Consider the following 22,883-nt stretch of genomic DNA (forward strand, 5'->3'; position numbering starts at 1 on the left):
GGGGCGGTGATGCGGCACACTGGTGGGGTGAGTGCAGCAACCGGAAACCAGGCGTTGATCGACGCGGCCGAGGTGGCCCGGGCGGCTCTGGTGGCCGACGGAGCGCAGCCCGGCGCACATCGCGCGGCTGTTCCCGAGGGCGAGTGGGCCGTCGCCCACTACTTCGACGCCGACCTCGTCGGTTACCGAGGCTGGCAGTGGTGCGCGGTGGTCGCCGGTTCACCCGATGCCGACCACGTCACCGTCAGCGAGACGGCGTTGCTCCCAGGGCAGGGCGCACTGCTCGCCCCCGACTGGATCCCGTGGGCCGACCGGGTGGCCGGCGGCGACCTGGCACCGGGGGACGTGCTGGCCACCGACCCCGACGACGTGCGCCTGGTGCCGAATCAGATCGACACCGGTGACGAGTTCCGTACCGAGTCGGAGGAGACCGACCCCGACGACATCGCGCAGGCCGGCGGTGAACTCGGACTCGGCCGCAAGCGTGTGTTGAGCCGTGAAGGCCGCGACGAGGCGGCGCAACGCTGGTACGACGGTGATTTCGGACCGGGATCGGAGATGGCCCAGGCCGCGCCGTTCTGTTGCGACAGTTGCGGCTTCTACATCCCGTTGTCGGGGTCGTTGCGCGCGGCCTTCGGTGCGTGCGCCAACGAATATGCCGCCGACGCGCGGGTGGTGTCCGCCGAATACGGGTGCGGTGCACATTCCGACGTCGAAGCGCCCAAGAGCGACAGTTCGCCGATCTACGAGGCCTACGACGACGGCGTTCTCGAGATCGTCGCACCCTCCTGAGCGCGTGACACCCGGGCCGGCCGATGACGGCCGATCCCACGACCCCTTCGGTACGCGCGCCCTTCGCGAGTCCACCCTGCGCGCGTGGGCGTCCTCGCCCACCCGTTTGCGTGAGGACCACACCGCCGAGGCGGACCTCACCACCATCGGGTATCGCGACCGCATGTTCACCGAACTCGCGGCGAACGCGGCCGACGCCGCCGCGGCGGCCGACCCCGGATCGGGTGGGCGGATGGCCGTCTGGCTCGACGAACGCGACCTCCACGTCGCCAACACGGGTGAACCACTGACCCCTGAAGGAGTCAGATCGCTTGTCGCGCTGCGTGTCTCGGCAAAGAAGCCCGCGCGCGACCAGATCGGCCGCTTCGGTGTCGGATTCACGTCGACGGCCACGGTCGCCGACGGGGTGGAGATCCGTTCGACGAGTGGATCGATCCGGTTCGATCTCGCCGCGACCGAGGACGCCGTGCGCGCCGCCGGAATCGAGCGGGATCGGACCGGTGGGGCGGCGTTGCTGCGGCTGGCATGGCCCGTCGACGCCGGCCCGGTGGAGGGTTTCGCCACCGAGGTCGTGCTGCACCTCCGCCCCGATGTCGATGCCGATGCGCTTCTCGAGACGATCAGCACGCAGGTGCCCGATCTGCTGGTGGCGCTCGATGCGCTCGACGGGATCACGGTAGGCGACGGTGCGGCCGCACGGCTGTTCACGGTGGAGCAGGAACCGATTACGTTGCCGCGCAACGACCGTCGCGTCACCGCCCGGCGGCTCGTGGTTCGCGAGACCTCCCCGCAGGGTTCCGCGCGCACCGTGCGGTCATGGCGCGAGGTGTCCGACGGCACCACCCGTTGGCTGGTGGCCGAGGCCGACGAGTCCGACGGAGCTGCGCGCATGCTCGGCGACCTGCGGCCCCACCACATCGCCCCGTCCGGCCCGGATGTGCTCTACGCGCCCACCGCCACCGACATTGAACTGGGACTGCCGTGCCGTGTCATCACGACGCTGCCGTTGACCCCCGATCGCCGGCACTTGCATCCGAGTGCCGACATCACCGACGCCGCTTCGGGTTACGTCGAGCTGATGCAGATCGTGGAACCGGGCGACCGGGTATTCCTCATCCCGTCGCCGCAACGAGTCCGCAACGCCGACGACGCGCGACTGACCGAGGCAATCCTCGAGCAACTGCGTGACTCGGTGTGGTTACCGGGCGCCGATGGCGGTGATCTGGTGCCCGTGCGCGCCGTGTGCGTCGCCGGTCTGGGCACCGAACTCGCCGAAATTCTCAGTGACGCGTTCGCCGACCTGGTACACCCTGATATTTCTGCACCGCAACATCTTCCGGCTCTCGAACGGGTCGGGGTCACCCCGCTGTCGCTTGCGCAGGTGGCCGAGCGCCTCATCGGGGTCGATCGCCCCGCACGCTGGTGGCACCGACTCTACGCAGCGCTCGGCCCGCTCGTGCCCACCGCGCGTGAGGCCGAGGAACTCTCCGCACTGCCCGTGCCACGCGCCGACGGTCGGATGTCGGTGGGCGCACGGGGTTTGGTGAGCATCGCCACGCCCATGCCGCTCCGGTGGCTGCCGACCGTCGATCCCGACGCCGATCATCCGCTGCTCGACCGACTCGGGTTGCAGCGCATCGAGGTGACCGACGCACTGGCCGACCCGGGCCTTCGCGAGATGGTGTCGTCGCTCGACGAGAGTCTCGACAGCATCGACGTCGATCCCGATGACTCCGAGACCGCCGGCTCGGACATGCGTGCGCTCGTCGACGAGATCCTGGGTGCGGTGCGCGCAGACCCGCATGCGATTGTGCCGGACTGGTTGCGCGGCTTACCCATTCCCGACGCGGACGGCGGTTGGCGACCGGCCGACGAACTGCTCCTGCCGAACAGCCCACTGCTCTCGGTCCTGGTCGACGACCATCCTTTCGGCCTCGTCTCCGACGATCTGATCGAGGAGGCCGGGGCCGACGCGCTGCGCCGGATCGGCGTGGGGTGGGGCTTCATGACCGTCACCGACGACCTGCCCACCGCCCCCGACCACGACCTGCCCGACGAGGAGCAGTGGTGGGACGAACGCCCCGAGCCACCCGAAACCCTTGCCGCGGTGCGTGATCTGGATCTCGTCGACGAGGATCGCTGGGCCGATGCGCTCACGCTGCTCGCCACCGACGAGGCGCTGGCGCCACTGCTCGCACGGCGCGACGGATACACCTGCTGGTGGTTGCGTCAGCACGCGTGGATCGACGGCCATCGGCTCGGCTGGTATCGCGCCCCGGCCGACACCGCGTTCGACGGCGTCCGCGACGTCCTCGACCATCCGCACGCTGATGCGTTGCGCCACGCACTCGGCGGCTCGGCGGTCGAATCGGCGGCCGACGCCGACGATCTCCTCCGCAACCTCGGCGACCCGCAGCGGACGGTGAGCGCCGGAACCGCCGCAGAGGTCTATGCGGTGATCGTCGCGACCGCACGACGCGGCGTGTTCGAGCCTGCGGATCTCGCTGTCCCCGAACGGATTCGCGTCGTGTCGGGTGGCACGTCGGAGGCCGCCGTCGTGATCGACGAACCGTGGTGGGTGCAGTGTTCGACCCCGGCGAGATGGTGGTGATGGGCGCGGCGGAGCATGCGGACGCCGAACTGCTCGCCGAGATCCTCGACGTGCCGATCGCTTCCGAGGCAGCCGCAGCCGAGGTGGACGGCGAGGGGTCCGCGGCCACGGGATCGGTGACCGAGGCGGTGCTGCTCGGGGTGCTCACCGGACGGCGTCCGCGGCGCGGCGAGGTGCGGTTGCACGACACGCTGACCGTGCGGGTCCGGCACGGCGGCGACGAACGCACCGTCCCCGTCGACTGGTGGGTCGACGACCGGGGCATCACGCATCTGCGCCGCCGCGGGACGGCCGTCGGCCACACGCTCTGACCCTTCCCGCGGACCCTCTCTGCTCCCGCGGTCCGTCGACCACTCGCGGGAACCGAGACGGGCCGCGGGAAGCGCTGCGGCGCTGGCAAATCACCGAGAACTCGCGGGTCAGGCACCGCAGTTCTGCTCCGCGTCGATCCCGTGCATGAGGATCGACGCGAGCTGCCGGTAGGCGTGCGCGTCGTCGAGCCCGGTGGTCGCGGCGACCTCGCGCCGTTGGATTCGGCTCATCATCGTGGCGGCCAGATCCCCGGCGAATGCGGCGTCCACGTCGCGGAATTCGCCCGCGGCCACGCCGGCGACGATCAGTTCACGCACCCGCCGTGCGGCAGCCGCGGTGTTCTGGGCGTAGAGCTCACGGGTCGGGGTGAACGCGTGAAGGTCGGTCATGAACTGCTCGGAGGCGGGGGTGAGCGCGTCGCCGACCGCGGTGAGGTAGGTGAGTACGGCATCGCGGGCATCGTCGGCCCTGGACACCTGCGCTTCCACCCGCTCGGTGGCGGTGCGGAAGAAATGGGTCACCGTCCTGGTGACGAGTTGTTCCTTGCTGTCGGCGAGCGTGTACAGCGTCGATTTGGAGCAGTGCAGGCGCGCGGCGAGGTCGGCGATGCCGAGATGGGCGAAACCTTCGGCCAGTATCAGCGCCAGAAGCTCGTCGAAGAGGTCGCTTTGGCGTTGCGTGGCGAATCCGCTGCTCATGGGCCACATCCCGGGTTGTCTCTGGTGCACGAACACCGGTGATAGTACTATTTGGCATACTCCAGTACCAAGGAAGTTACTCGTTCGGAGGAACGTCATGCCCGTCGACCGATTGCTGCCCACCGATGAGGCGCACGATCTCATTGCTCTGGCCAGGGACTTCGCCGACAAGCGGTTCCTGCCGATCGTCGACGAGTACGAGAAGGCCGAGCGCTATCCCGACGGACTGTTCGCGGAGATGGGTGAGGCCGGACTGCTCGGTCTGCCGTATCCGGAGGAATGGGGAGGCGGCGGACAGCCGTACGAGGTCTATCTGCAGGTGCTCGAAGAACTCGGCGCCCGCTGGGCGTCGGTCGCGGTGGCGACCAGTGTGCACGGACTCGCCTGTCATCCGCTGTTCTCCTTCGGCACCGAAGAGCAGAAGCAGCAATGGCTTCCAGACCTGCTGGAGGGCAAGCTGATCGGCGCGTACAGTTTGTCCGAGCCGCAGGCCGGCTCCGACGCCGCCGCCCTCAAGTGCAAGGCGTCACCAGTCGAGGGCGGCTATTCGGTCAACGGTGCCAAGGCCTGGATCACGCACGGGGGCATCGCCGACGTCTACAACCTGTTCGCACGGTCGGGTGACGGCTCGAAGGGTATCTCGTGTTTCCTGGTGGCCCGCGACACGCCAGGCCTGAGCTTCGGCAAGCCCGAGGAGAAGATGGGGCTCGCCGCCGTGCCCACCACGTCGGCGACCTACGACGACGCGTTCGTCGACGCGAAGCGCCGACTCGGCGACGAAGGCCAAGGTCTCCAAATCGCCTTCTCCGCACTCGATTCCGGCCGACTCGGCATCGCCGCCGTGGCCACCGGTCTGGCACAGGCGGCACTCGACGCCGCGGTGGACTACGCGCAGCAACGAACCACGTTCGGCCGCAAGATCATCGACCATCAGGGCCTCGGTTTTCTGCTCGCCGACATGGCCGCCGCCGTCGACTCGGCGCGGGCCACCTACCTCGACGCCGCCCGGCGCCGCGACGCCGGTCGTCCGTACTCGCGCGCGGCGGCCACCACGAAACTCGTCGCCACCGACGCCGCGATGAAGGTCACCACCGACGCCGTGCAGGTGTTCGGCGGGTACGGGTACACACGTGACTACCGGGTGGAGCGCTTCATGCGGGAGGCCAAGATCACGCAGATCTTCGAGGGCACCAACCAGATTCAGCGTCTGGTGATCAGCCGGGCCCTGGCCGCGCGATAGTCGACGTGTGCAGCAGGCGATGATCGTCCCTATCGTCGGGGCAGACCGTGCCGTCACCGACTGGGTGGTGGACCACCGCGCCGAGCCGTGGACCACCCTGGCGCATGTCGGCACGCTGTTGGGCAACACGGTGACCCTGGCCGTTGTGGTGGCTGTGGTCGCGGTGGCCCTCGGTATCCGGCGCCACCGTGTGGAGTCGGTGTTCCTCGTGGTGGGGTCGCTCGTCGGCTACGGCCTCATGGTGGCGCTCAAACACCTTGTCGCGCGGGCCCGACCGCCGCGCGACGACCGTCTGCTGCACATCGAGACCTACTCGTTTCCCTCCGGGCACGCGATGATGACGATGGTCGTGTTCGGCTTGCTGGCGGTGGTGGCCTATCGGCTCGTCGACGGGGTACGCGAGCATCCGTGGTGGCTCGCCCTGGCGCCGGTGCTCTCGGTGTTCGTCGGACTCACGCGTATCTACCTCGGGGTGCACTGGATGACCGACGTGATCGCCGGGTGGGTGTTGGGTGCGCTTTTCGTGGCGCTGTGCGCCGCGGTGCCGGCCCGGTGGTGGCCCCGATCGTCGACTCGTTCGGTCGACAATTGATCCGTTCGGGTGACATCTGACGCCGCTGCGCGTCGGATGTAATTGAGCGATGGTGAACCCCGGTCCGCCCTCCGGGGGCTGGCAATACAGTCCCCGCCCCGGCGATCCCGCATATCAGCCGACGATGGCGGGGATTCCGATGCAGCGGGGGGAGATGCCCGGTTACGGACCCGCGCTTTCCTCCCCATCGCCATCATCCGGGCCTCCGCGCCGGCGCGGGATCGTTCCGTGGATTCTCGGTGCCGTGGCGGTGCTGCTGGTGATCGCGATCGTCGCGGTGGCGGGAGTGTGGTGGACGCATCGTTCGTCCGACGAGTCCTCGGCGGGCAAGCTGCTCGCCGGGCAGCTGAGCGGGGCGTTTCCGACGGCCCCGACTGCCGGGTGGAAGGTGTCGGCGACGCAGTTCGGCGGCGACCGCTTCATCTCCGTCGATCCCTCGCGAAATCAGTACCTCAGCGCAGGAACGGTCCGTGACGACGCCATGATCCTCACCATGGTGGGCCAGATGGGTGCAGGTGGCACCGGTGGCCACCAGCTGGTCGGCATTGACGCGCACAACGGCAACACCTGGAGGGCGCAGAAACAGTTCAAGGGATGTGCCGACACGATCGTCGACCATCGCATCGCCTGTTACGACGACACTTCGGTGACCTTTGTCGACACCACCGACGGCCACGCGCTGGCGAACGTGCCGGCGTCCTCGGGGAGTTACGCAGTTGCCTACAACGGTGATGCGGCGTTCTTGCGGTCATTCACCGACGGCAGCCTGAGTATCACCAAGCTGACACCCAAGGGCGTCGAATGGACCAAGCGGTTCACCCTTCCCGACGGCATGCCCGCCGGTGATTCCTCCGCGGTGACCGCGACCCCGGCACTGTATGCCAGTGGCGGCGGCAACGTGGTGGTGATCTCTGCCCGTGACGGCCACGAGATCCTCAACAGGCCCGGCTCGGCAACTCTGGAACGGTTGCCCGACGGCTCGATCGCGGTGGTCGTCGGAGATCCGGACGGCGTCGGTGGACCCACGTACGGGCCGGTCACCGTTGTCCACCCCGACGGGTCCACCACCGAGATCGCCGGGCGGGAAGTCTCCGCGCCGGAGATCGCGAGTCCCGACCAGAGCCAACTCGTACTGGTCGGCGGCCGACTCGTGTCGGCGACAACCGGTTCCTCGACATGGACGGCGACCCCACTCGGCTCCGAGGGTGGTGCGTCGCTGAGCGTGGTGGACCAGACGCAGACGGTGGTGCGCCTCAACGACCGTGTGGTCGCGGCCGACACCGCCACCGGCAGACAGTTGTGGACCGCCCCGGTGAACTCCGGATACAGCGGCAGCGGGACCACCGACGGCACGAGGTTCGTCGTCGGCACCGGCGACGGTGGCGTGACCGCGCTCGACCTGCGCACCGGCACTCCGGCATGGGCACTCGCCGCCGGCGACATCGGCAATACGGGGCTGGACGGATCCACCTCATTATTGCCGCCCCAAGTCGTCGCTTCCGGCGGCAACCTCGTCGCCGCGTCGGGAGCCGCCATCACGGGACTGACGCCCACCGGCGGCCCGGCCACCGTTCCCGGAGCACCGACCGCGTCGTCGGGCGGCACCAAGGGTGGCGATTCGTATGTGACCCGCTGCGGTACGCCGCCCATCTTCACTCCGCAGCAGTTCCGTACGTCGACCGGCGGCCTGGTGGTGACGATGAAGGTGACCGCCAAGTGTCCACATGGCGATGTGCTGTCCGGGCCGCAAACGAGCATCTCCATCAGCGACGCCGGGCACCTGGTGGCAGCCGGTGTGTTCGACTTCTCCCGCACACCCGCGGCGATCCCGGAGCCGTCGTCGGGTGACGGCGGGTCCATCACCATGGACCTCACCTATCCGCCCGGCAGCTTCTTCCGGCTGCCCGACACGCTGGGGACGCAGACTGGCGGCACCGCGTCGACCGGGCACACCTATGTTGTGGAGTGCGATCCAGGGCCGCAGACCGGAACAGACCGGCTGCCCAGCCCGGCGCCCGGCAGCCCCGCCCCGGCACAAGTCGCCGCGCGCGCAGCGTTACCTCCCGGTACCGATCTCGCCGCGACCACCGGCGATGCTCTCCGGCAACAGGCCGACGCCGACCGTGCCTTCATTCTCGCCAACCTGAACAATCATTGGGTGGCCCAGCTCAGTTCGAAACGACCGGGACTCGTCGCCGACGGCAGAACGTGGGATGACGCCGCGATCCTCGACGAATTCCTGCGCCTGCGACTGAGATTCAACGATGTCCGGCTGCTGTGGAGCGACGAGTGGAGTGTGTTCAGCGAGAAGGGTTGGTGGGTCACGGTGGCCGCCGCCACGTTCCCCGGACCCGCCGAAGCGAACAGCTGGTGTGCCGCACAGGGATTCGACGGTGACCACTGCTTCGCCAAACTGATCAGCACCACCGCGCCGCCGGACGGGTCGACGGTCTATCGCCGGTGATCTGCCAGGTAGTGGTTGAGCTTGTCGGGCACCACGATGGCGGGCAACGCAAACCGGAGCTGGGCGTCGACGTACTGGGCGAGCGAGCGGTCCCCTGCGAAGTGCCAGTGTTTGAGCGCCCAGCCGTGCGCGAGCATCATCAGGTCGAAAACGACGAGGTCGGCGTCGACGTCGGCCTGCATCACGCCATCGGCGATGCCGGCGGTGATCGCGTCGCGCATCGGTGCCGACGTCTCCACCTCGAGTTGTTTGATGCGGTCGCGTCCCGCGGAGTCGAGGGTGCGGCTCTCCCGGTAGGTCAGCACCACAGCGTCGCGGTTCTCGTCGACGATCTGCGCGTACTGGCGGAAACCCGCGATAAGTTGTTCCACCGGATCGTCGCCGGCGAGGTCCATCGCGGGCTGCAGTTGGTCGCGAAAGGTTTCCAGGATGTCGACGATGGCGGCGAGCAGGATGTCTTCCTTGGAGCCGAAGTACTTGTAGAACAGGCCCACGCTGACCTGTGCCTCCTCGGCGAGCGCCTGCATCGACATCTGGTGGAAGCCGGTGCGTTCCATCACCGCGACCGCCGCGTCGAGCAGTTGTCGGCGCCGCGAGGAGACGCGGACCGCGCGCACCGCGTCCTCGACCGCGAGATCCGACGTCGATCGCGCCGCCGCCGTTTTCGCCACTGTTCCTCCTGAAAGCTGCCCGGTGAACCGTCGTTCACCGCTGTTGTGGGTCAACTGTAGTGGGTCAGATGCCGAGATCCTTGGCGACGATCGTCTTCATGATTTCGGTGGTGCCGCCGTAGATGGTCTGAATCCGCGCGTCGATGAACGCGCGTGACACCGGATATTCGCGCATGTACCCGTATCCGCCGTGCAGTTGCAGGCACCGGTCGGCGGTGCGGACCTGCAGTTCGGTGGTCCACCACTTCAACCGGGCCGCACGCGCCGCGGTCAGCTCGCCCCGGACGTGTTCGGCGATGCAGTCGTCGAGAAAGGTTCGGGCGATGTCGAGTTCGGTGGCCACCTCGGCGAGTACGAACCGGGTGTTCTGGAACGACGAGATGGGTGAGCCGAAGGCGGTGCGTTCCCTGACGTACTCCAGGGTGGCAGTGAGCACGCCCTCGGCCGCGGCCACCGCGCCGATCGACAGCGACAGCCGTTCCTGCGGCAGGTTGCGCACGAGTTGGTAGAAACCCTGCCCCTCCTCACCGAGGCGGTTGGTCACCGGAACCCGCATGTTCTCGAAGGACAGTTCGCTGGTGTCCTGGGCGTGCAGCCCGATCTTGTCCAGCTTGCGACCGCGATGAAATCCGGGCGTGTCCGCCTCGACGACGAGCAGGGTCAGACCCTTGTGCTTGTCGGGGCCGGTGCGGGTGGCCACCACGAAGAGGTCGCCGTTGCGGCCGTTGGAGATGAACGTCTTGGAGCCGTTGACCACGTAGTGGTCGCCGTCGCGGACCGCCGACGTCCGGATGCCGGTCAGGTCGCTGCCCGCGCCCGGTTCGGTCATCGCGATACCGAGCACCGTTTCGCCAGCCACCACGCCCGGCAACCAGCGGGCCTTCTGTTCGTCGGTGGTCAGTTCGGTGAGATACGGGAGCACCACGTCGTTCTGCAGAGAGAAGGCGATCGCCTCGGCCGCCGCGCCGGTGCGTGCGATCTCGTCGATGAGGATCGCGTTGTACCGGAAGTCGTCGACGCCGGGACCGCCGAAATCCTCGGCCACCTCGAACCCGAGGAGTCCGTTCTTGCCGGCCTCGGTGAACAGGGTGCGGTCCCACTGACCGGACTCCTCCCACGCCTCGTGCGTGGGCGTGATCTGCTCGGCGACGAAACGTGCTGCGGTGTCGCGGAATTGACGGTGTTCGATGTCGTGTGTGAGTGAGCTCATTGTTCCTCTTGTCGCTGGTCGAGTAGCGGGCGAGCGGAGCGAGTCCGCGTATTGTCGCTGGTCGAGTGGCGGGCGAGCGGAGCGAGTCCGCGTATCGAGACCTTCAGCGGAACGCGTTCTGACCGGTGAATGCCTGGCCGAGCACGAGTTGATGCATTTCGGGAGTGCCCTCGTAGGTCAGCACCGACTCCAGGTTCACCATATGCCGGATCACCGGATACTCCAGGGAGATCCCGTTGCCGCCCAGAATGGTACGGGCCGTACGGCAGATCTTGATGGCTTCGCGGGTGTTGTTGAGTTTGCCGAAGCTCACCTGATCCGGACGTAGACCGACCGAATCCTTCAGCCGGCCCAGGTGATAGGCGAGCAGTTGTCCCTTCTGCAGTTCGACGGCCATGTCGGCGATCTTCCCCTGTGTCAGTTGGAAACCGGCGATGGGCCGACCGAACTGGGTACGCGCCGTGGCGTAGTCGACCGCGGCCTGCCAGGCGGTGCGGGCGGCGCCGATCGATCCCCAGATGATCCCGTAGCGAGCCTCGGTGAGGCTCGACAGCGGGGCCTTGATGCCGTTGCCCTTGTGCAGGTCGGCGTTGCCGGGCATCAGCGCGTCGGCCGGAAGCCGAACGTTGTCCAGCACGATCTCACCGGTGGTCGACGCCCGCAGCGACAGCTTGTGCTTGATCTCCGGGGTGGTCACACCCGGTGTGTCGGTGGGCACGATAAAACCCCGCACACCGTCATCGGTGTGCGCCCACACCACGGCGACATCGGCGATGGGGGAGTTGGTGATCCACATCTTGCGGCCGTCGAGAATCCAGTCGCTGCCGTCGCGTCGGGCCCTGGTCTTCATCGACGCCGGATCCGACCCGGCATCGGGCTCGGTGAGGCCGAAGCATCCGATGGTGGTGCCCTCGGCCATCGACGGCAGCCAGTGGGTCTTCTGTTCCTCGCTGCCGTTGTTGTAGATGGAGAACATGGCCAGCGAGCCCTGCACCGACACCATCGAGCGGATGCCCGAGTCGCAGGCCTCGAGTTCCAGGCTGGCCAGGCCGTAGTGCACCGATGACGAACCGCCGCAACCGTATCCGTCGAGATGCATCCCGAGCACACCGAGCTGCCCGAACTGTTTGAACAGGTCGCGGGCGATCGGGATGCTGCCGGCCTCGAACCAGTCGGCGATGTGCGGGGTGACGTGGTCGCCCAGGAACCCGCGGACGGCATCGCGGACGGCGAGTTCGTCGTCGGAGTAGCCGAGGTCGATGTTGAGGGGGTCGATGGCGGAGAAGGCGGCGGTCGAGGTGGTGGTGCTCATCGGGCGGCTCCCTGGGAGGTGGAGGTGGACAGGTGCTCGGGAGAGGTGAACGCACCGGCGGCCATATCGGCCGCGGCGTTCTGACTGGCCTTGTAGTGCAGCTTCTTTCCGGTGGCCGATACGGGAAGCGAGGTGACGAACCGGTAGGCGCGCGGTCGCTTGAAGTGCGACAGCATCGGATGATCGCGGCAGTAGTCGTCGAGTTCCTCGGCGGTGGCCGGGGCGGCCTCGTCGGTGACGATGTAGGCCACCACGATCTGACCCCACCGTTCGTCGGGGACGCCGACCACCAGCGAGTCGATCACCGACGGGTGTCCGTTGAGGGCTTCCTCGACCTGGACCGGGTGGACGTTTTCGCCGCCGGAGATCAGCATGTCGTCCTTGCGTCCGACGATCGTGACGAACTCCTGGGCGTCCCAGGTCGCCAGATCGCCGATGTGCAGCCAGCTGCCGTGATACTTCGCCTTCTCCTGGTCGGGTGAGTCGAAGTACGCCGCAGCGCATTTGGGTGATCGGATGATCACCTCGCCCACCTCGTCGCCGTCGCGGGCCACCACCTCGTCGGGGTCGGCGAGATGACCGTCGTCGTGCACGCGCACCACACGGACGTCGTCGTCGATGCAGGCGCGTCCGGCGGTACCCGCGTGCTCGGGCAGGTCGGTGGGCCGCAGGAAGGTGTTCCAGAATCCCTCGGTGCTGCCGTAGCCGTTGAAGATCCGCGGGGTGAGCACCTCCTGGTAGAGCAGCGCCGCGTCGCGTTCGAGCGGAGCCCCCATCGTGACGATGCCGCGCAGGCTCGACAGGTCGCGGGGGCGTTGCCGCTGCGCTGCCGCGAGCATCGCCAGGTTGGTGGGCGCACCGATCAGGAAGGTGAGACGGTGGCGCTCCACCCAGTCCAGGGTGGTGTCGGCGTCGAAGGTGCGCATCGGTACCAGCGAGGAACCCAGGTAGAACGTGGGATTGGGCCCGGCACAATAGAGTCCGCCGCGGTGGAACCACGGGGTCATGTTGAGCGTGCGGTCCTCGGGCGTCAGCGGGAAGTGCATGATGACGTCGTGCGCGGAGAAGATCTCGATCGCACTGTTCATCGGTACCGCCTTGGGCATGCCGGTGGTGCCCGACGTGTAGAGGCGGGTGGTTTCGTCGAAGATGCCGCGCTCGGTCGACGGAACCGGGGCAGAGGCGTCGGGGAGTTCGTCGAACCGGATGGACGCCGGGTGGTCCACCAGGTCTCCGGTGCCCACCCCCACCAGCAGTGCCGGGGTGTGATCGGCGCGGGTGATGGCCTCGGTGACCATCGGTGTCAGGTCGGTGTCGTAGACGTAGACCCGCGGCCGGCTGACGTCGAGAATGACGGCGGTCTCGCCCGCTGCGAGGCGGAAGTTGACGGGTGAGCCCACCGCGCCCGCCACCTGGGTGGCCAGGTAGAGCTGGGCGAACTCGGTGCCGTTGAACAGTTGGTAGCCCACCACGTCGCCGTCGGAGACGCCGCGCTGCGCGAGACCCGCGGCGATGGCGTCCACCGCACGGCCCAGTTCGGCGTAGGTGCATTCGGTTCCGGTGTCGGGATCGATGATCGCGATCGCGTCGGCATACCGGGACACGTTGCGGCGGAAGCCGTTCAGGTAGGTGAACTCGCGGGTGAAGAACTCGCGGTACTGGTGTGCGTCGTAGACGTCACTCATGACACACCTCATCCCGCCATGGTGAGGCCGCCGCTGACGCTGATCACCTGTCCGGTGATGAACGACGCCGCGGGCGAGGCGAAGAACAGGACGGGGGCGGCCACTTCGTCGGGCCGTGCGAGCCGGCGGAACGGAATCGCCTTGACCAGAGCCTCTTTCAGCTTGTCAGGCTGGGCCTGGAACAACGGTGTGTCGGTGGGCCCGGGGCAGACGGCGTTCACGGTGATCTGGTGCCGCGCCATCTCGCGTGCGAGGGACTTGCTCAGTGCGATGACGCCGCCCTTGGCGCCCGCGTAGATGCTCTCGCCGGCGCTACCCACCCGGCCGGCGTCGGAGGCGAGGTTGATCACCCGGCCGCCCCGCCAGCCGTCGGTCTTGGCGGCCTCCACCATGCCCGGCAGGAATGCGCTGGCCATGTGTACGGGTCCGAGGTAGTTGATCGCGACCACTTTCTCCGCGAATTCGGTGGTGGCGTTGAGGAACTGGTCGGTGCGGTCCCACCCGGCGGCGTTGACCAGGATGTCGGGGACGCCGACCTCGGCGTTCACCGCGTCGCGCAGCGCGTCGACGGTGACGCGGTCGGCGACGTCGACGGCCATCGGCACGATGGCGGGACTCGATTCGGCGGTGCGCTTGGCGGCGTCGAGGTCGAGGTCGGCGGCCACGACGGTGGTGCCCTGCTCGGCGAAGGCGAGGGTGATGGCCTTGCCGATGCCCGATCCGGCGCCGGTGACGACGGCGATGCTGTTGCTGCTCATGGATTCTCCTCGGTGGTCGGGTGCGGGTCGGCTCAGACGCCGACGTACTGGTTGAACTGCGGGGCGCGCTTCTCAGCGAACGCGGTGGCGCCCTCGAGCCCCTCGGGGGAGTGGGTGAACAGGTCGAGAGCGCTCATCGCCATGTTGGAGAGTCCGGCCTGATGATCGGTGTCGGCGTTGAAGCTCTGCTTGAGGAATCGCAGTGTGGTGGGCGACTTCTCGGCGATCTCCGCGGCGATCTTCTTGGCCTCGTCGAGGAGGTCGGCGGCCGGGACCACCCAGTTCACCAGGCCCCATCGCTCGGCGGTCTGTGCGTCGTACTGCCGGCACAGGTACCAGATCTCGCGCGCCCGCTTCTCACCCACGATGCGGGCGAGAAAGGCCGACCCGAAGCCGGCGTCGAACGAGCCGACCTTGGGCCCCGACTGACCGAATCGCGCGGTGTCGGCGGCGATCGTGAGATCGCACAGCACGTGCAGCACGTGTCCACCGCCGATGGCCAGTCCGTTGACCGCCGCGATCACGGGTTTGGGGATGTCGCGGATGGTCTTGTGCAGGTTGCCGATCTCGAACATGCCGCTCTCGCTGGGTCCGTAGTCGCCGGTCTCGGCGCGCTGCTTGACGTCGCCGCCGGTGCAGAACGCCTTCTCCCCGGCACCGGTGAGGATCACCGCCTGCACGCCGGGATCTGCCCACGCGCGGCGGAAGGCGTTGATCATCTCTTCGACCGTCTTCGCCCGGAACGCGTTGTAGCGGTGCGGCCGGTTCATCGTGATGATCGCGGTCGGTCCCTCGACGGTGTAGTCGATGTCCTCGTAGTCCATGTCGCTGCCTTCCTTGCTCTACTCCGCGACGGTGATCGTCGCCTCATGGTGAATGAACGTACATTCACTGCGGCCGATGTGTCAACGGCCTGGCGCTGACGGTGTCTGAAAACACCTGGGCTTGCAGGTCACCGATCCCGTTGGGGGCCCCGGTAACGGTAGGCGTTAGGCATTTGTGTTCTGTCGCCCATCAGTCGCCGGCGGGTCGGTATGCGCCCGTACGCGGCGGCGTTGGTCGAGGTGGATAATGTTGGACTGCAACGGTTCTGTACCGGTGTGTCTGATGTTGGGGGTGCCTTGCAACCACGCCACAAGAGGCCACCGACAAAGCTCGTTCTCGCAGTTCATCCGGGCCGACGAACGATCACGCCCGCGTTCTCGTCCGAGATGCGCCGGGCTTGTCGTCACGTCATGCCAGGTAGTCTTCGTCGGTCACGTGCTCAAACCACGTGGTTGTCGAGGCGGGGTCGTCGGTGCAGGTGTCGAGCATTGCCAGGTGCTCCATGAACGAGTCGTTGCTTGCACCATGCCAATGTTCCTCACCGGGAGGGCAATACACGGTCTGCCCGGGGAGGACGTGAACTTTTTCGCCGCCGCGGGACTGCACCCACGCCACTCCCCGCAAGATGTGCAGGGTCTGACCCAATGCATGGCTATGCCAGGCGGTGCGGGCGCCGGGGGCGAACAGCACCTTGGCGACAACCATCTTCTGGCCCGGATCGCGGGGCGAGGCGATGGGATCGAGCCACACATCTCCGGTGAACTGCTCAGCGGGATTCTTCGTGGTCGGGTGACGCTTGTCGAGGATCATGTCGTGTTCTCCTGGTCGTGGGTAGTGCTGCTGCCGGGAACCAACGCTATTCCCGGGTGCCGCCACGGCGGCGAGCACTCGGGGTGAGTTCGACAGCGCCGTAACTGTTGTCGTCGGGATTGACCGTCACGCCGGGTGCGACGAGTTCATCGATTCGGTCGAGCACGTCGGTCGAGAGTGTGACGTCCGCAGCCGGCAGGTAGGCGTCGAGTTGCGCCATGGTGCGTGGACCGACGATCGCCGCGGTGACGCCGGGATGATTGAGCACGAACGCAATCGCCAAGTCGATCAACGTGATTCCGCTCTGCTCCGCGAGGTGGGCGAGCTCGTCGACGATGTCGAGCTTGCGCTGGTTCGCCGCCACCGACATGTCGAAACGTGCGCTCGGGCGGGCAGACGAGGTGGGTGCCGACGACGTCCCCTTACGCCATCGTCCCGACAACCATCCACCGGCCAGGGGACTGTAGGTCAGCGTTCCCATGCCGTGGCGACCGACGGCGGGCAACACATCCTCCTCGATGCCGCGGACCAGAATCGAATACGGAGGTTGCTCGGTCACGAACCGGGACAGCCGGTTGTCCGCGGCGACCCACTGGGCCTCCACGATCTGCGAACCCGAGAACGACGACGATCCGATATAGCGCACCTTGCCCTGATGGACCAGGTCGGTGAGCGCGCCCAGGGTTTCGTCGATGTCGGTGTCGGCACTGGGCCGATGCACCTGGTACAGGTCGATGTGGTCGGTGTGCAGGCGCCGCAACGAATCCTCGACGGCCCGCATGATCCACCGGCGAGAGCCTCCACCGTGGTTCGGGTCATCGCCCATGGGCATGAAGAACTTCGTCGCCAGGAACACGTCGTCGCGCCGACCGGCGAGCGCCTTCCCGACAATCTCTTCGGACACCCCCGCGGAGTAGACATCGGCCGTGTCGACGAAGTTGATGCCCGCGTCCAGGGCGGCCCGGATGATGCGAATGGAGTCCTCTTCGTCGTCGTTTCCCCAGGGGCCGAACATCATTGCGCCCAGGCACAGCGGACTGACCTGAACACCGGTACGACCGAGTGGTCGGTATTTCATCGCAAGATCCTCTCTGTTGTCTCTGCTTCAGACGTCGCTGCTCACGGGCGTACGGCCACCTTGAGGGCGTCGCGGGCATCCATCGCCGCGTATGCCTTCGGGGTGTCGGCCAGCGACACCGTCCGGTCGAACACCTCACCAGGCGTGACCGTGCCATCGAGCACGGCGGGAAGGAGGCCATCGATGTAGGCCCGCACCGGTGCCGGGCCGCCGGTGAGCGTGACGTTGGGTCCGAAAAGCGAGCCGAAACCGATTGGCGCGTCGGCGTATTGCGGTACCCCGACGCGGCTGATGACACCTCCGGCACGTACGATGCCAACGGCTTGGTCGTAGGCCGGTCGATGTCCGACGGCCTCTATCACCACGGGGCTGCCCAGGCCTCCGGTGAGTTCGCGGACCCGCGCGATGCCCTCGTCGCCGCGCTCCGCCACGACCTCGGTGGCACCGAACCGCCGGCCCAGGTCGGTCCGGGCTCGGTGCCGGCCCATCAGGATGATGCGCTGCGCACCGAGTTGGCGAGCCGAGAGAACTGCCAGCAGTCCCACGGCCCCGTCGCCGATCACGGTGACCACGCTCCCGGTTGTCACACCGCCGCGCACCGCGGCGTGCCAGCCGGTGCCGTAGACGTCGGAGAGGGTCAGCAGTGAGGCGAGTAGCGCATCGTCGGCGCTCTCGTCCACCGGTACGGGCACCAGCGTTCCGTCGGCGAACGGCACCCGAACGGCCTCGGCCTGCGCACCGGCGGTGCCCAGGGCTGCGTCGTTCCAGAATCCCCCACGCAGACACGACGTCTGCAGGCCTTCGCGGCAGAACTCGCACGTCCCGCACGAGACGGCGAACGGCGCGATGACGAAGTCGCCGACACTCAGCGTGGAGACGTCGGCGCCCACCTCCTCCACCACGCCGATGAACTCGTGGCCCATGGACGCCCCCTCCGGGGTATCGGGCATGCTGTGGAACGGGTGGAGGTCGCTGCCGCACACACAGGCGCGGACCACGCGCACCAGCGCGTCGTTTGGCTGTTCGATGCGGGGATCGGGGACGTCGATGACCCGGACATCACCGGCGCCGTACATGTAGATGGCTTTCATGACTTCAGTTCACCGCAGCCGCGGCCCGAGGGGGAGTCACTGCTGTTCCAGGTACTGGCAGTGCCTCCCGCGCGCCGGGTTCGGTGCCTACCCTGGATTTCATGGTGAGCGCAGACCTTCGCATCCAGATCCGCGAGTTCCTCAGCTCGCGACGGGCGAGGATCACGCCGGATCAGGCGGGATTGCCCGCCTACGGCGGCAACCGCCGCGTCAAGGGACTGCGGCGCGAGGAGGTCGCGCTGCTGGCCGGGGTGTCGGTGGACTATTACGTCCGGATGGAACGGGGAAGTCTGGCAGGCGCATCGGACGGTGTCCTGGCCGCGCTCGCCGACGCGCTGCAACTCGACGACGCCGAACGTGAACACCTGCACGCCCTGGCGCGACAATCGGACTCCGGCTCCCGACGCCGACGTTCACGGACGGCCAACGCGACCATCCGCCCACCGCTGCGGCAACTCCTCGACGCCATCACCGATGCCCCGGCCTGGATCCGGAACGGCCGACACGACATCATTGCCATGAATCAGCTTGCCCGAGCACTCTATTCGCCGATACTTGCCGATCCGCGACGCCCGGCCAACACCACCCGATTCATCTATCTGCACCCAGCCGAGGCAGCAGAGTTCTTCGTCGACTACGACAGAATCGCCGCCGATGCGGCGGCGATGCTGCGTCTGGAGGCCGGACGCGACCCGCACGATCAAGAGCTGATCCAACTCGTCGGCGAGTTGTCCACTCGAAGCGAGGTCTTCCGCCGTCGATGGGCCTCCCAGGACGTCCGGTTCCATCGGAGCGGCCGCAAACGGCTCCGCCACCCCGCCGTCGGGCAACTCGACCTGGACTTCGAGGGCATGGAACTGCCATCGGAACCCGGGCTGCAGCTCAACGTCTACACGGCCGCGGCCGGCACACCCACCGCGGACGGACTCAGACTGCTCGCGTCGTGGGCGGCCAGCGAAGAACACCTCGACACCGAACTGGCCGCGCCCCACCGACCTCGCGGGGCCGCCGACCTGCCCGGGACCCACTGACCGGGACCCACTGACCGGGTCGGCCGATCGGCTGCGTCGGGTCTCGAACAGCCCGTGCGCTCAGTCCAGCCCGCGCTGTGCGGTGCGATCACCCCGCCTTGCCGCGGCGCGCTGGACGAGAAAGATCGTCGTGCCCAGCACACCCACGGCGAGGCCCACCAGGCAGACCGCGAGCGTGCGGTCATCACCCCAGCCGGTGATCCACACGACGATCGTGGCCACCAGCCAGGCCATCATCCCGACCGCGATCACCGGCTCGGGTGCGCGCAGGGCGCGGGGGAGTTGCGGAATGTCGGCTGCGTCGGCCATGGCCTCAGGGTAGCTTTCCGGTGTGCCCAACGATTCGTCGAGTGAGCCCACCAAGCCGGCCACCGAGGCCGACGCCACCGCCCCCGCGTCCGGCTCCGTGGGCGGCGGTGCCCTCGATCGGTTCTTCCGCATCAGCGAGCGCGGCTCCACCGTCGGCCGGGAGTTCCGCGGGGGCCTCGTCACGTTCTTCACGATGGCCTACATCGTGGTGCTCAATCCGATTGTCATCGGCGGCATTCCGGGCGAACCGAAGAACGCCGACGTAGTAGGCAACGTACTTCCGCTCGTACAGGTCGCCGCGGTCACCGCGCTGGTGGCCGGGGTCATGTCGATCATCTTCGGGCTCGTCGCCAACTATCCCTTCGCGATCGCGACCGGTCTGGGCATCAACAGCCTGCTGGCGGTGACCATCGCACCCGAGGTCACCTGGCCCGAGGCGATGGGGCTGGTGGTGATCGACGGCATCATCATCGTGCTACTCGCCGTCACCGGCTTCCGCACAGCCGTTTTCAACGCCGTTCCGGCCGAGCTCAAGGCGGCCATCGCCGCCGGTATCGGATGCTTCATCGCCTTCATCGCCTTCATCGGCTTCGTCGACGCGGGATTCGTCAAACGCGTTCCCGACGCGGCCGGCACCACCGTGCCCGTCCAGTTGGGCACCGACAATTCCATCACCACGGTCCCCACCCTCATCTTCGTCATCGGGGTGCTCCTGATGGGCGTTCTGGTGGTCCGCAAGGTGCCCGGCGGTCTGCTCATCGGCATCGTGCTCACCACCGTCGCCTCGATCATCTGCGAATCCGTGCTCCACCTCGGCTCGAGCGCCAAGAATCCGAGCGGGTGGTCGCTGTCGGTACCGCAGATGCCCGATTCGCTGGGCGGACTGCCCAATCTCAGTCTGGTCGGCGACGTCGACCTGTTCGGCGCGTTCACCCGGATCGGGGTACTGGCCGCCTCGGTGTTCGTCTTCGCGCTGGTGCTGTCGAACTTCTTCGACGCCATGGGCACCATGACCGGCCTGGGCCGCGAAGCCGGACTTGCCGACGAGAAGGGCAACCTGCCGGGCATCGGCAGGGCGCTGGTGGTGGAGGGGACAGGAGCGATCGCCGGTGGCGTCGCGTCGTCGTCGTCGAACACCGTCTTCGTCGAGTCGGCGTCCGGTATCGCCGAGGGCGCCCGCACCGGCCTGGCCAATGTCGTGACCGGCGTGCTGTTCCTGATCGCGATGTTCCTCACCCCGCTCTACGAGGTGATCCCGTCCGAGGCCGTCTCGCCCGCCCTGGTCATCGTCGGAGCGCTGATGATCTCGCAGGTCCGCACCATCGACTTCATGAAGTTCGAGTACGCCCTGCCCACCTTCCTGACGATCGTCACGATGCCGTTCACCTATTCGATCGCCAACGGCATCGGCGTCGGATTCATCACCTGGGTGGTGATGGCCACCGCCGCGGGCAAGGCGCGATCGGTCCACCCGCTGCTGTGGGGAGTGGCCGCGGTGTTCGTCGCCTACTTCGCACGGGCGCCCATCTCCCACCTGGTGGGTTGATGATCGGGAAGAATCCGGCGCGCGTGTAGTCCGAACGTCCTCATCTCCGAGCAAGACCGCCAATTTATTGCTTCGAGCAAACTACTCTTTATCTGTGACCTCTCCGAGTGACAACGATGGACTCGCCGGCGCCCTGTCGTTGATCGTCGTGCGTCTGTCCCGCCGCCTGCGCCTTCGGCGGAACAATGAGTTGGTGTCGCTGACCCAGCTGTCGGCGTTGTCGACGCTGCATCTCGAGGGTCCGATGACGCCCGGCGGGCTTGCCGCTGCCGAGCGCGTCAAGCCGCCGTCGATGACGCGGGTGATCGCATCGCTGGCAGATCTGGGCATGATCGAGCGCGCCCCGCATCCCACCGATGGTCGTCAGGCGATCGTTACGCTGTCGGAGGAGGGCGAGAAGGTGATCGTCAACGACCACGCCGCCCGGCGGGCGTGGCTCTCCGACCGCATCGACGCGTTGTCGGCGCATGAGCGGGAGTGTCTCCGCGCCGCGCTACCCGTGCTCGCCAAACTGGTCAACGCACCCGAGACCAGGTAGTCGCCGCGCTCGTCGCTCGCCGGAAAACGGCATCTCCCGCGCCTAGAAGAACGTGCCCGCGAAGGGTGCGAGTTCGGCGGCGAACGCCTGGTCGAGCGCGGTCACGGTGTCTGCGGAATCGGCCCACAGGCGTCCCGCCGCGGCGAAACCGCGTGCGCTCATGCCGCCGAGAAACAGGCTGGACAGAACCGAAATGCTGAGTCGCACTGTGGGTTTCGCCGTCGATGGCGCCACGATGGCGCCGCCCCCGCGGATGGACACGTCGAAGATGCCGTTACGCATGCGGAACCCGTCGGTCACCTCGATCACCACGTCGAGGTCGGCCGCGTAATGACGGGAGCCGAGCGCGGCGGGCACGTCGAGCAGCGTCAGCCACATGTTGTCGCTGCGTCCGGTGACCGACACCGCGCGCAGGTCGGTGAGCTTGGCGGGCAGCGGGTCGTCGACCGGCACCGAGGCACTCAACGTCGGGATCAGGTCGAGGCCGCACAGCACCCGCCACAGTTCGGTGTGCGCCTCGTCGGTCACCGCGACCACCTCGTCCACCTCGGCGCGCACGTCGCCGTCGCTGTCCTTGAGGATGCGGTAGGCGGCGTAGCCGTCGTCGTGCAGGAGATAGTGCAGCCCGCTGCCGGTGGGAGGTCGTTGCGACTCGCGGTCGGCGAGGATCGGCGCCCACCAATCGGCGTCACGACTGAGCGCCCCCGGACGGGTGCGGGTCCACCGTGCGTGGATGTCGGGGACGGTGGCCGCGACCTGATCGGGCGTGGCGAAATAGACCGGTGCCGTGTGGGGGTGCGGCTCACGGAACACCGGGCGACCCGGGACGATGCGGGTCGAGTCGGCGAAACACGCCGGGCCGAAACCGAATCGCTCGTAGATGGTGCCCTCCGAGGCGGTGAGGATCGCGACGGCGTAGTGCTCGGATTCCCACTGCCCGTAGAGATCGGTGATCATCTGCCGCAGGATTCCCCGTCGCCGGTGTGTCGACGCCACCGACACCCACGACAACGCCGCGGCGTCCAACGCGTCGCCACCCGGAACCGACATCTGCATGCGATAGAACATCGACACACCCACCAGCGGCGCCGGCGCGCGCCCGGTGTCTCGCACCACCACGACGTCACCGTCGCGCACCTTGGCGCGCAGGTCGGCCCGTTCGTCGTCGGGCAACGGGTTGCGCATGGCGAATGCCCGGGCGTCGGTGACGATGATCTCGTCCCAGTCGGCATCGGTGGCTCGCGACAGCTGCAGCGTGGGGGCTTTGGCAGAGGTGGTCACCCTCTCACCGTGTCACAACCCGAGCTGTC

The 22,883-nt window shown here is 67.6% G+C and carries 21 protein-coding genes; 9 read left to right on the forward strand and 12 right to left on the reverse strand.

Going from position 1 to position 22,883, the window contains the following annotated elements:
• The first annotated feature begins 9 nt into the window (after positions 1–9).
• From ACWDSI_RS00470 to ACWDSI_RS00480, 3 genes are read left to right on the forward strand one after another with little or no spacing between them, the layout of a single operon-like run.
• Positions 10–792, forward strand: coding sequence for a DUF3027 domain-containing protein (locus ACWDSI_RS00470; protein ID WP_449755312.1), 783 nt, complete (start codon positions 10–12; stop codon positions 790–792).
• 4 nt (positions 793–796) lie between these two features.
• Positions 797–3,403 (forward strand): sacsin N-terminal ATP-binding-like domain-containing protein, encoded by a 2,607-nt coding sequence (locus ACWDSI_RS00475; RefSeq protein WP_449755313.1) that lies wholly within the window; start codon positions 797–799, stop codon positions 3,401–3,403.
• Positions 3,376–3,714: a hypothetical protein gene (locus ACWDSI_RS00480; RefSeq protein ID WP_449755314.1), complete on the forward strand. Its 339-nt coding sequence runs from the start codon at positions 3,376–3,378 to the stop codon at positions 3,712–3,714. The genes ACWDSI_RS00475 and ACWDSI_RS00480 overlap by 28 nt, the downstream gene beginning before the upstream one ends.
• Positions 3,715–3,822: 108 nt before the next feature.
• Here the strand turns inward: ACWDSI_RS00480 and ACWDSI_RS00485 are convergent, their stop codons facing one another.
• Positions 3,823–4,413, reverse strand: a complete 591-nt coding sequence (locus tag ACWDSI_RS00485) for a TetR/AcrR family transcriptional regulator (protein ID WP_449755315.1) — start codon at positions 4,411–4,413, stop codon at positions 3,823–3,825.
• Between the two features lie 97 nt (positions 4,414–4,510).
• Here ACWDSI_RS00485 and ACWDSI_RS00490 point away from each other — a divergent pair, with 97 nt between their 5' ends.
• From ACWDSI_RS00490 to ACWDSI_RS00500, 3 genes are read left to right on the forward strand one after another with little or no spacing between them, the layout of a single operon-like run.
• A complete protein-coding gene (locus ACWDSI_RS00490) occupies positions 4,511–5,653 on the forward strand; it encodes an acyl-CoA dehydrogenase family protein (RefSeq protein ID WP_449755316.1) in 1,143 nt (380 codons plus the stop codon).
• 19 nt (positions 5,654–5,672) lie between these two features.
• Positions 5,673–6,245 carry a phosphatase PAP2 family protein gene (locus tag ACWDSI_RS00495; protein WP_449745722.1) on the forward strand — a complete coding sequence of 191 codons (573 nt, stop codon included), beginning with the start codon at positions 5,673–5,675 and terminating at the stop codon, positions 6,243–6,245.
• A 49-nt stretch (positions 6,246–6,294) separates the two neighbouring features.
• A complete protein-coding gene (locus ACWDSI_RS00500) occupies positions 6,295–8,709 on the forward strand; it encodes an outer membrane protein assembly factor BamB family protein (RefSeq protein ID WP_449755317.1) in 2,415 nt (804 codons plus the stop codon).
• Here ACWDSI_RS00500 and ACWDSI_RS00505 read toward each other — a convergent pair.
• The 9 genes from ACWDSI_RS00505 to ACWDSI_RS00545 all read right to left on the reverse strand — a co-directional run bounded on the left by ACWDSI_RS00505 (position 8,697) and on the right by ACWDSI_RS00545 (position 18,149).
• Positions 8,697–9,380 (reverse strand): TetR/AcrR family transcriptional regulator, encoded by a 684-nt coding sequence (locus ACWDSI_RS00505; RefSeq protein ID WP_449745720.1) that lies wholly within the window; start codon positions 9,378–9,380, stop codon positions 8,697–8,699. The genes ACWDSI_RS00500 and ACWDSI_RS00505 overlap by 13 nt on opposite strands.
• A gap of 64 nt (positions 9,381–9,444) precedes the next feature.
• Positions 9,445–10,590: an acyl-CoA dehydrogenase family protein gene (locus ACWDSI_RS00510; protein ID WP_449755318.1), complete on the reverse strand. Its 1,146-nt coding sequence runs from the start codon at positions 10,588–10,590 to the stop codon at positions 9,445–9,447.
• Positions 10,591–10,693: 103 nt separating this feature from the next.
• Positions 10,694–11,902 (reverse strand): acyl-CoA dehydrogenase family protein, encoded by a 1,209-nt coding sequence (locus ACWDSI_RS00515; protein ID WP_449755319.1) that lies wholly within the window; start codon positions 11,900–11,902, stop codon positions 10,694–10,696.
• Positions 11,899–13,587: a class I adenylate-forming enzyme family protein gene (locus ACWDSI_RS00520; RefSeq protein WP_449755320.1), complete on the reverse strand. Its 1,689-nt coding sequence runs from the start codon at positions 13,585–13,587 to the stop codon at positions 11,899–11,901. The genes ACWDSI_RS00515 and ACWDSI_RS00520 overlap by 4 nt, the downstream gene beginning before the upstream one ends.
• A gap of 8 nt (positions 13,588–13,595) precedes the next feature.
• On the reverse strand, positions 13,596–14,345 hold the full coding sequence (locus ACWDSI_RS00525) for an SDR family NAD(P)-dependent oxidoreductase (RefSeq protein ID WP_449745716.1): 750 nt from the start codon (positions 14,343–14,345) through the stop codon (positions 13,596–13,598).
• Between the two features lie 32 nt (positions 14,346–14,377).
• Positions 14,378–15,169, reverse strand: a complete 792-nt coding sequence (locus tag ACWDSI_RS00530) for an enoyl-CoA hydratase-related protein (protein ID WP_449755321.1) — start codon at positions 15,167–15,169, stop codon at positions 14,378–14,380.
• Positions 15,170–15,578: 409 nt separating this feature from the next.
• Positions 15,579–15,980, reverse strand: a complete 402-nt coding sequence (locus ACWDSI_RS00535) for a (R)-mandelonitrile lyase (protein WP_449755322.1) — start codon at positions 15,978–15,980, stop codon at positions 15,579–15,581.
• A gap of 46 nt (positions 15,981–16,026) precedes the next feature.
• Entirely contained in the window at positions 16,027–17,058 is a 1,032-nt protein-coding gene (locus ACWDSI_RS00540) for an aldo/keto reductase (protein ID WP_449755323.1), read from the reverse strand.
• Positions 17,059–17,099: 41 nt separating this feature from the next.
• The gene (locus tag ACWDSI_RS00545) at positions 17,100–18,149 is read right to left on the reverse strand and encodes an alcohol dehydrogenase catalytic domain-containing protein (protein ID WP_449745711.1); all 1,050 of its coding nucleotides are present in this window, start codon (positions 18,147–18,149) and stop codon (positions 17,100–17,102) included.
• A gap of 101 nt (positions 18,150–18,250) precedes the next feature.
• Between ACWDSI_RS00545 and ACWDSI_RS00550 the strand changes: the two genes are divergently transcribed.
• Complete coding sequence (locus tag ACWDSI_RS00550) at positions 18,251–19,180, forward strand: MmyB family transcriptional regulator (protein WP_449745710.1); 930 nt, start codon at positions 18,251–18,253, stop codon at positions 19,178–19,180.
• Between the two features lie 60 nt (positions 19,181–19,240).
• Here ACWDSI_RS00550 and ACWDSI_RS00555 read toward each other — a convergent pair whose 3' ends face one another.
• On the reverse strand, positions 19,241–19,489 hold the full coding sequence (locus ACWDSI_RS00555) for a DUF2530 domain-containing protein (RefSeq protein ID WP_449745709.1): 249 nt from the start codon (positions 19,487–19,489) through the stop codon (positions 19,241–19,243).
• A 22-nt stretch (positions 19,490–19,511) separates the two neighbouring features.
• On the opposite strand from ACWDSI_RS00555, the gene ACWDSI_RS00560 reads away from it, so the two are divergent.
• Both ACWDSI_RS00560 and ACWDSI_RS00565 read left to right on the forward strand, forming a co-directional pair.
• Positions 19,512–21,035, forward strand: coding sequence for an NCS2 family permease (locus ACWDSI_RS00560; protein ID WP_449755324.1), 1,524 nt, complete (start codon positions 19,512–19,514; stop codon positions 21,033–21,035).
• A gap of 94 nt (positions 21,036–21,129) precedes the next feature.
• Positions 21,130–21,573 (forward strand): MarR family transcriptional regulator, encoded by a 444-nt coding sequence (locus ACWDSI_RS00565; protein ID WP_449755325.1) that lies wholly within the window; start codon positions 21,130–21,132, stop codon positions 21,571–21,573.
• 42 nt (positions 21,574–21,615) lie between these two features.
• Here ACWDSI_RS00565 and ACWDSI_RS00570 read toward each other — a convergent pair whose 3' ends face one another.
• Complete coding sequence (locus ACWDSI_RS00570; RefSeq protein ID WP_449755326.1) at positions 21,616–22,854, reverse strand: GNAT family N-acetyltransferase; 1,239 nt, start codon at positions 22,852–22,854, stop codon at positions 21,616–21,618.
• Between the last annotated feature and the right edge of the window lie 29 nt (positions 22,855–22,883).

Source organism: Gordonia sp. NPDC003429 (genome assembly GCF_053588575.1).